This window comes from Immundisolibacter sp., assembly GCF_041625615.1.
GTDB lineage: Bacteria > Pseudomonadota > Gammaproteobacteria > Immundisolibacterales > Immundisolibacteraceae > Immundisolibacter.
The window spans coordinates 1-8,284 of record NZ_JBFJTF010000108.1; the positions used below are offsets into that span (position 1 = coordinate 1).

The window sequence follows — 8,284 nt, forward strand, 5'->3', positions numbered from 1 at the left end:
GTCGCCGGGTCGCCATGCTCCACCAGCACGTCCGGCACCGCCAGCAGGCGTGTGGGCACGTGGATTCCCTGCCCTGCCAGCGCCTCCAGCACGGCGCTGCCGAAGCCACCGGCCAGGGCGTGCTCTTCCACCGTCACCAGCGCGCCGCAGCGGCGCGCCAGCGCCGCGATGGCCGGCAAATCCAGCGGCTTGACGAAACGGGCGTTGAACACGGCCGCCTGTACGCCCTGCGCCGCCAGGCGCTCGGCCGCCTCCAGCGCCGGCGCCACGCGGCTGCCGAGCGCCACGATGGCCAGATCGTTCCCTTCGCGCAGCTGCTCGCCGCGGCCGATCTCCAGCGGGCGGATCTGCGGCTCCAGCGGCACGCCCAGACCGTTGCCGCGCGGGTAGCGCACGGCCGCCGGGCCGGGGTACTCGATGCCCGTGCGCAGCATCCGCCGCAGCTCGTTCTCGTCCTTGGGGGCCATCAGCACCAGGTTGGGCAGGCACCGCAGGTAGGCGATGTCGTACAAGCCCTGGTGGGTGGCGCCGTCGGCGCCCACCAGCCCCGCCCGGTCCAGCGCCAGCGTGACATCGAGGTTCTGCAGGCTCACGTCGTGCACCACCTGGTCGAAGCCGCGCTGCAGGAATGTCGAATAGATGGCCGCCACCGGTTTCATGCCGGTGGTCGCCAGCCCGGCCGCGAAGGTGACGGCGTGCTGCTCGGCGATGCCGACGTCGAAGAACCGCTCCGGCAGCGCCTGCGCGAAGCGGCTGAGCCCGGTCCCGCCGGCCATGGCGGCGGTGATGGCGACGATGCGCGGATCGGCCTTGGCCAGCTGGATCGCCGCGTCGGCGAACACCGCGGTGTACGACGGTGCCGGCGCGGCCGGCTTGGGCATGTCGCCGGTGGCGGTGTCGAACGGCGTCACACCGTGGTATTTGAGCGGGTCCTGCTCGGCCGGCGCGTACCCCGCCCCCTTGCGCGTGATGGCATGCACCAGCACCGGTCCCTCGCCGGTCCTGAGCATGCCGCGCGCATTGCCCAGGGTCTCCAGCAGCGCCGGCAGGTCGTGGCCGGACACCGGCCCGACGTAGCGGAAGCCGAACGCCTCGAACAGCGCCGCCGGTGTCAGCAGCGCCTTGGCGGACCGCTCGGCGCGGCGGGCCAGCTGCTGCAGTGGCTGCGGCAACGGCGCCAGCACATCCTTGGCCAGACGGCGCAGGCGCCGCGCCGGCGGCGCCGACAGCGTGCGCGACAGGAAGGCACCGATCGCGCCGACGTTCGGCTCGATGGACATTTCGTTGTCGTTCAGCACCACCAGCAGGTTGGACTGCCTGATGTGGCCGGCATGGTTCAGCGCCTCCATCGCCATGCCGGCGGTCAGCGCCCCGTCGCCGATCAGCGCCACCGCGCAGGCGTCCTCGCCGGCCGCCTGCAGGCCGCGGGCCATGCCCAGCGCCGCCGAGATGGAGGTGCCGGCGTGACCGGCGCCGAAATCGTCGAACGCCGACTCACTGCGGCGCAGGAACTTCGCCGGCCCGCCCTCCTTGCCGATGCGGGCAAAGCCCTCACGCCGACCGGTCAGCAACTTGTGCGCGTATCCCTGGTGGCCGACGTCCAGCACCAGCCGGTCGCGCGGGGTGTCGAACACGTGGTGCAGCGCCACCAGCAGTTCCACGGCGCCGAGACTGGAAGCCAGATGGCCACCGCTGCGCGCCACCTGGGTGACGATCTCCTCACGCAGCGCGGCCGCCACCTCGGTCAGCGCGGACGCCGGCAGCGCGCGCAGGTCGGCCGGTGTGTGGATGCTATCGAGCAGGTTCGCGTTCATCGGAAGACTCCTGCGACTGACATGAGGGGGTGTGCCCGGATGGCCGCCCGGTGGCAGCCTCCTGGCGCAAGTCGTAGCGGCGCTCGCAGTAGGCGGCGTCCTCCACCCATAAACGCCGGGCGGCGAAACGCATGTACGGCGCGATCAGGGCGCCCAGCCGGCGCGCCACGGCGAAACCCGGCCGCGACGAGGTGGCGAACACCGCCTCGGTGATCTGACAACGATCCGTCCCCAGTGCCGTGCCGTGCGTCTCCACCACCGAGCCCGCGCCCTCGCCGTCGACGATGGTCATGGCAATGCAGCGCGCCTGCGGGCAGTGAAAGCGCGCGTCCACCTCGATTGCCAGCGGACCGGCCACACGAAACGCCACCCGCACGGTGATGCTGTCATCGGCACGCTCGAGCACCGCCAGACGGGCGAAGGAATGGCGGTGAAAGTGCGCGCCGTGCCAGGGGTCGAGGCGGTTCTCCAGCACCTCGCGCGGGCTGCAGCGCGCCGGCAGCGTCATCACCGACACCAGCGCCGACGCCGGGCGCAGCGGCAACACCGGCGCCGGCAGCGGCGCCTCGCCGGGCAGCTGCACCCACACCAGCGTGCCGTCGTCGTGGGTCGGCAGCAGCGGACTGCACGGCGCCGCCACATCGAACGCCAGCCCGTGCCAGGGACAGACCAGGTGCCCGTCCGCCAGGTGCCCGTCCGACCAGCGCGCGCCCAGGTGCGGGCACCGATCGTCCGTCGCGTGCACACCCTGCGCTCCGCGCCAGAGCACCAGCGGGCGTCCGAGCACCCGTACCGCCAGGGGCTTCCTGCGCAGCGCCGCGGACGCCGCCACCACGTGCCAGCCGCCCGCCGGACGCGTCAGCGCCCGGTCCAGCGCACCGGCGATCCAGCGCGGCTCGGCCGCCTGCCAGTCCGGCTGGCCGGCCGCCGGCAGCGCGCCCAGGTCCTGCCCGAACAGCCACAGGCGACGGCCGTGCCGATCCTCGGTGCGGCGCATCAGGCGGCCCTCAGCGGCGGCGCCAGCAGGCCGCGCTGCGGCCCGACCCACAGCGGAGCCGGGTCCACCTGGCGGTCGGCCAGAAGCGCGTTGGCCGCCAGCATGCCGGACGCCACCGCCCGCTCCATCAGCGCGCAGGCAAACGGCAGGCGCACGTGATCACCCGCCACCTGCAGCGTGGGATCGGCCGTGCTCACGCCGGGCCGTCCGGCCGCGCTGCCGGGCGGGAACGCCGGGCAGTCGGCGCGCAACAGAAACTGCTCACCGAGCACCTGCGCCGGCGCGGTTTCGGGATACACGGCGTGCAGCGCGGCCAGCAGACGCCGGCGCACCTCGGCCTCGTCATCACACGCCAGGCCGTAGCCGTGCAGCTCCAGCACCGCGCCACCGTGGCGGGCGGCCCAGTCCCGGCTCGGCGCGTGAAAGGCGCTGTATACGGACACGTTGTCGAGAATGTCATAGCCGGCCGTGCCGGCAAACGCGGCGCGGCCGTCCGCCACCGGCCGGTCCAGCCACAACCGCCACACCGCGAACGGCCGCGTGGCCCGCTGCGCACCCAGCGGGCCCGAAACCGCGTCGCCCAGCGCGGGACTGGCCTCCAGCACCTCCCGCAGACCCGGCACGTCGAGCGCCAGCACCACGGCATCGGCCGTCAGCGTGTCGTCGCCCGTGCGCACCTGCCAGCCGGCGTCGTGACGGCCGAGCGCCTGCACCGCACAGCCCAGGCGCAGCTGCACGCCAAGCGCTTGCAGATGGTGCTCGAACGGCTGCCACAGCCATTGCCCGAACGGCCGGCGCGCAACGTCGAACACCAGCCCCTCGCGGTTACCGAAGAAGTAGTAGTGGAACAGCATCAACAGGTCGGCGGCCGAGAACTCGCCGGTGGGGTTGAAGAAGCTGTGCGCGAACACGTCCAGCAGGCGCAGGCGCGCAGCCGGTGGGAAATTCAGACCCTGCAGCCACTGTTCGGCGCTGACGCCGTCCCAGCGTGCCGGCGTGCGCTGCGGATGCCAGCCGAGCATGGCCAGCGCATGCCCCACCCGCACCCGGCGCAGATCCCGGACGCCCAGCCCCACCTGGCGCATCAGCGGCAACAGCGTCAGCAGCGCGTTGCGCGGCAGGTCGGCGAAGCTCAGCGGTCCGGCCGGCGTCAGGATCGGGTAGTCGGTCAGCGGCAGCAGACCGTCGAGCGCCGGGTCCACCCGCCGCAACAGCGCGCGCAGGTTGTAGTAGTGCCGAAAGAAGGCGTGAAAGCCCCGGTCCATCTCGAACGTCTCGCCGGCGACCTGCACCGGCCAGGCCGCCAGCCGGCCGCCGAGACCGGGCTGGCGCTCGACCAGCGTCACCTGCGCGCCGCGCTCGGCCAGGACACAGGCCGCCGCCACCCCGGCCAGCCCACCGCCGAGCACCGCCACGCGCAGCGGCGCGTCGAGCCGGGCGCGGCCGAAACGTGGCTGATCGAAGGCCCTCACGCCGGCCGCCGGGCAACGAAGGTGTGCACGATCTGCCGCTGCCACAGGCGCCCGGGAATGACGCGCAGCAGCTCGAAACCGGCGCCGCGCAGGCGCGCCGCCAGCGCGTCGCGGCGGTCGAACTCCAGCACGCTGCGTTCGAGGTACTCGAACAGCTGCGGCGCGCCCGACACGGCGGCGCAAAACGGCCGTACCACGGCCCGGCACATGACCGTCCACAGCCGCTCGGCGCCGGGACCGGCCAGGCTGTAATCGTGCACCGCCAGCAGGCCGCCGGGGGCCAACAGGCCCTGCAGCTGCGCCAGCGACGCGTCCGGATCGGCCACGTTGCGCAGGCCGTAGCTCATCAGGATGCCGCCGAACGGGCCGTCCAGGCTGTCCTGCGGCGCCTGCGCGTCGCCCTGGACGAACTGGACCGGCGCCAGCGGCTTGCGCCGCGCCTGTTCGAGCATGCCCGGCGAGCCGTCAAGGGCGACGATGGGCACGCCCGGATGCGCCCGCCGCAGCGCCTGGGTCGAAAGACCACTGCCACAGCACAGGTCCAGCAGCCGTGGCAGCGGCAGCGGGTCCAGCGCCCGCGCCGCATCGCCAAGCATGCCGACATAGCCCGGATTGAGCCGGCACATCAGGTCGTAGCGTGGCGCCACGGCGTCGAAGGCGTTCGGTACGGCGGGTTTTTCCATGATCAGAAGTACTTCATGTCGATGATGATGGGCTGCCCCGGCTGCGGCACCAGGCGCGCATCCTCGAAACGCGGCGGCCCGAACAGGATGCGCGGGTTGTTGGAGACGCCAAACCCTTCCCGGGGCATGCCGAACAGGCCGGTGGCCATGCGCTTGTCGCCGTCCTCGTCGTGCAGCACCGCCACCGCCAGCGCCTGACCGTCCGGCACGTCGCTGAAGCGGGCCTGCACCTGGTCGCCGTCGATGGGCACTTCCACGTGCATGGCGGCCAGCTCGCCCTGGTCCGGGAAGCCGCGCGGCTCGACGAACAGTGCGAACAGCACGCTGCCCTCCTGGTTGCGCAGACCGCGCGCGATGACGTCCACATCCATGGCCTTGCCCTGCCCTGCCAGACCCAGCCCCACCACCAGCCCGATGCTTCGTGCTACAGACACAGCTCGGGCCCGAACTCGACCTGCCGCGTCGGCACGCGGGTGGTGCCGTGCGCCCGCGCCGCCACACCGCACTGGCCCGCCAGCGCCACCAGTAACTGTCCCGCCTTGCGCCAGCCGGGCAGGTAGGCACGCCCGGCCAGCGGCTGGTGGTCCTGGCGGGCCAGCGCCGCACCGATGCCACGGTAGATGCGGGCCGCCGCCCGCACGGCCAGGCCGCAGCGCCAGTCGAGCGCGCCGATGCCGTCCGTGCCGCAGCGGTAGTAGGCATCCGCCCGTGCCAGTGTGTCGCGCACCTGCGCCGGCAGGCGGGCGGCAAGTCCGGCGTCGATCGGCCCCGTCAGCGCCGCCCGCACGGCGGCCTCGTCGGCGAACCCCAGCGCGCGGTACGGCAGGTACAGGCGCCCGCGCTGCCAGTCCTCGGCCACGTCGCGGCAGATGTTGGTCAGCTGCATGGCCATGCCCAGCTGCGCCGCCCGGGGCAGCGCGGTGTCGTCGGCCACGCGCATCACATGACACATCATCAGCCCCACCACCCCGGCCACCCGATAGCAGTACAGGGCAAGTGCCGTGTGATCGGCGTACAGCGCCGGTGCCAGGTCCATGGCCATGCCGGCCAGCAGTTCCTGCGGGTAGTGGCGTGGCAACGCGCAGCGCCGCACCAGCTGCGCGAATGCCGCCAGCAAGGGGTCGGCCGACGGAGGACCGCCATAGACGGCGTCGAGCTCGGCCTCCAGACGCGCCAGCCCGGCCGCCGGGTCGGCCGCCAGGTCCACCGTGTCGTCGGCCCGCCGACACCAGGCGTACAGCACCAGCACGTCGGCCCGCACCGCCGGCGGCAACAGCCGCGAGGCCAGCGCAAAGCTCTTGGAGTGGTGCTGGATGACGGCGGCCAGGGGCGCGTTCATCGCGGGAAATCCTCGTCCACCAGCGTCATGGCGGCCTTGGCCGAGTTGATCACGCCCGGCAGGCCGGCCCCCGGGTGGCTGCCGGCGCCGACCAGGTACAGGCCGGGAATGTGCCGGTCGCGGTTGTGCGGGCGCAGGTAGGCGCTTTGCCACAGCACCGGCGCCAGCGAGAACCCGTTGCCGTGATAGGCGCCCAGCTCGCGCTCGAAGTCGCGTGGCGTCATCCAGCGCTTGACCGTGACGCGGTCTCGCAGACCCGGCAGGGCGTGCGCCTCCAGGTAGGCCAGGATGCGCTCGGCGTACTCGGCGCCGACGCGGTCCCAGTCGATGTCGGCATTGCCCAGGTGCGGCACCGGCGACAGGGCGTAGAAGGTGTCGCCGCCCGGCGGCGCCAGCTGCGGATCGGTCACCGTGGGCGCGTGCAGATACAGGCTGAAGTCGTCCGGCAGGTGGTGCCCGTAGAAGATGTCGCGCACCAGCTCGCGGTAGCGCGGGCCGAACAGGATGGTGTGGTGGCGCACCGCGTCGCGGTACAGGCGGTCGGTGCCGAAATAGACCACGAACAGGCCCATCGACCAGCGCGAGCGGGCCAGGCGCCTGGCCATGCGCCGACCGCGCGGCAGCGCGCCGTAGAGCCGGTCGTAGGTGTGCATCACATCGGCATTCGAGACCACCAGGTCGAAGCGCTGCTCGCCGCCGGCATGCGTCAGGCAGTGGCGGCGCCCGTCCAGGCGCGCGCCGTGCACCGGGCAGGACAGGCGCAGTTCGCCGCCTAGTTCCTCGAACAGCGCCACCATGGCCCGCACCAGGGCGTGCGTGCCGCCACGCACGAACCACACGCCGTGCGTGCGTTCGAGATGATTGATCAGCGCGTAGATGGCGGAGGTGGCGAACGGATCGCCGCCGACGAACAGCGGGTGGAACGACAGCGCCTGGCGCAGCTTGTCCGAGCGCACGTGCCGGCGCGCGGCGCCGTACACGGAACGCTCGGCGCGCAGGCCGACCAGCTTGGGCAGCGCCCGCAGCATGCTGGCCGGCGTGACGAACGGCGCCCCGGCCAGGTTCTCGTACCCCTCGCGGTACACCGCCTCGCTGTAACGGGCAAAGCGCGCGTAGCCGGGCCCGTCGCCGGGCGCGATGCGCTCGATCTGCTCCGCCAGCCGGTCGGCATCGCCGAATGCCTCGAAATGCGTGCCGTCTTCCCACTGCAGGCGGTAGAACGGATCGAGCGGCAGCAGCTCGACGCGGTCGTGCACACGCGCGCCGGCCGCGGCGAACAACTCCTCCAGACACTGCGGCGCGGTGACCAGGGTCGGCCCCATGTCGAACACGTGCCCACCCTCGCTGAAGGCATAGGCCCGCCCCCCGGGCAGATCCCGGGCCTCGAACACGGTGGTGCGGATGCCGCGCGCCTGCAGGCGTATGGCCGCCGCCAGCCCGCCGAAGCCACTGCCTATCACGGCCGCGCGTCGCTCAGTCATAGGCCCGCTCCAGCCACGCCAGGTCATGCAGCAGGTCGGCCAGCCCCGGGCCGGCCGGGAACTGCCCGCGCACCTGCTCGGCCGCCGCCGCCAGCGCCTGGTGCGCGGGCCGGCAACCGGGCTGTTCGATCACGCCACGCAACACCCGCGCCGCTGCCTGCCACTGCCCCCGGCGCACCGCCACGCGGGCGTAACGCGCCAGGGCCCGGTAGCGCTCGGCTGCGCAACCCTGCGCCGCCAGCGCCCAGGCCCAGGTCGGACGGCCGCTGAGCAGGTCTTCGCCGGCCTTGTTCTGACGCGCCGGCACCAGCAGCGCCGTCAGGTCGTCCAGCATCTGCAGGGCGATGCCCACCTGCTCACCGAAGGCCAGCATGGCGTCCACCTGCGCCGGCCGGGCACCGGCCGCCACGGCGCCAAGCCCGGTGCACAGGGCCGTCAGGCGACCGGTCTTGAGGCGACTTTGCTCGTACACCAGCTCCGGCACCTGCTCCGGCGGCA

Annotated in this window: 8 protein-coding genes; all 8 read right to left on the reverse strand. The window is 73.0% G+C overall.

The genetic code is table 11. The features are described 5' to 3' along the window. The coding region (gene dxs / locus ABYX71_RS08905; RefSeq protein WP_372696146.1) for a 1-deoxy-D-xylulose-5-phosphate synthase at window positions 1-1,814 on the reverse strand (1,814 nt) is incomplete at its 3' end. Beyond that, complete coding sequence (locus tag ABYX71_RS08910) at window positions 1,792-2,811, reverse strand: DUF5914 domain-containing protein (protein WP_372696147.1); 1,020 nt, start codon at window positions 2,809-2,811, stop codon at window positions 1,792-1,794. The genes ABYX71_RS08910 and dxs, both read right to left, overlap by 23 nt. Further along, window positions 2,811-4,283: an FAD-dependent oxidoreductase gene (locus tag ABYX71_RS08915; RefSeq protein ID WP_372696148.1), complete on the reverse strand. Its 1,473-nt coding sequence runs from the start codon at window positions 4,281-4,283 to the stop codon at window positions 2,811-2,813. Before ABYX71_RS08915 ends, ABYX71_RS08910 begins: the two co-directional genes overlap by 1 nt. Next, window positions 4,280-4,966: a class I SAM-dependent methyltransferase gene (locus tag ABYX71_RS08920; RefSeq protein ID WP_372696149.1), complete on the reverse strand. Its 687-nt coding sequence runs from the start codon at window positions 4,964-4,966 to the stop codon at window positions 4,280-4,282. Before ABYX71_RS08920 ends, ABYX71_RS08915 begins: the two co-directional genes overlap by 4 nt. Window positions 4,967-4,968: 2 nt before the next feature. Further along, window positions 4,969-5,400, reverse strand: coding sequence for a DUF2141 domain-containing protein (locus ABYX71_RS08925; RefSeq protein ID WP_372696150.1), 432 nt, complete (start codon window positions 5,398-5,400; stop codon window positions 4,969-4,971). Then, window positions 5,391-6,305 carry a phytoene/squalene synthase family protein gene (locus ABYX71_RS08930; protein ID WP_372696151.1) on the reverse strand — a complete coding sequence of 305 codons (915 nt, stop codon included), beginning with the start codon at window positions 6,303-6,305 and terminating at the stop codon, window positions 5,391-5,393. The genes ABYX71_RS08925 and ABYX71_RS08930 overlap by 10 nt, the downstream gene beginning before the upstream one ends. Next, window positions 6,302-7,786 (reverse strand): phytoene desaturase, encoded by a 1,485-nt coding sequence (locus tag ABYX71_RS08935; RefSeq protein WP_372696152.1) that lies wholly within the window; start codon window positions 7,784-7,786, stop codon window positions 6,302-6,304. The genes ABYX71_RS08930 and ABYX71_RS08935 overlap by 4 nt, the downstream gene beginning before the upstream one ends. Then, window positions 7,779-8,284, reverse strand: a 506-nt coding sequence (locus ABYX71_RS08940; protein WP_372696153.1) for a polyprenyl synthetase family protein, incomplete at its 5' end; no start/stop codon positions are given. The genes ABYX71_RS08935 and ABYX71_RS08940, both read right to left, overlap by 8 nt.

Bases quoted from the DNA above. Each gene is read 5' to 3' on its own strand.
- ABYX71_RS08910 (WP_372696147.1), bottom strand. From the start codon at position 2,811: ATGCGCCGCACCGAGGATCGGCACGGCCGTCGCCTGTGGCTGTTCGGG.
- ABYX71_RS08920 (WP_372696149.1), bottom strand. From the start codon at position 4,966: ATGGAAAAACCCGCCGTACCGAACGCCTTCGACGCCGTGGCGCCACGC.
- ABYX71_RS08930 (WP_372696151.1), bottom strand. From the start codon at position 6,305: ATGAACGCGCCCCTGGCCGCCGTCATCCAGCACCACTCCAAGAGCTTT.
- ABYX71_RS08935 (WP_372696152.1), bottom strand. From the start codon at position 7,786: ATGACTGAGCGACGCGCGGCCGTGATAGGCAGTGGCTTCGGCGGGCTG.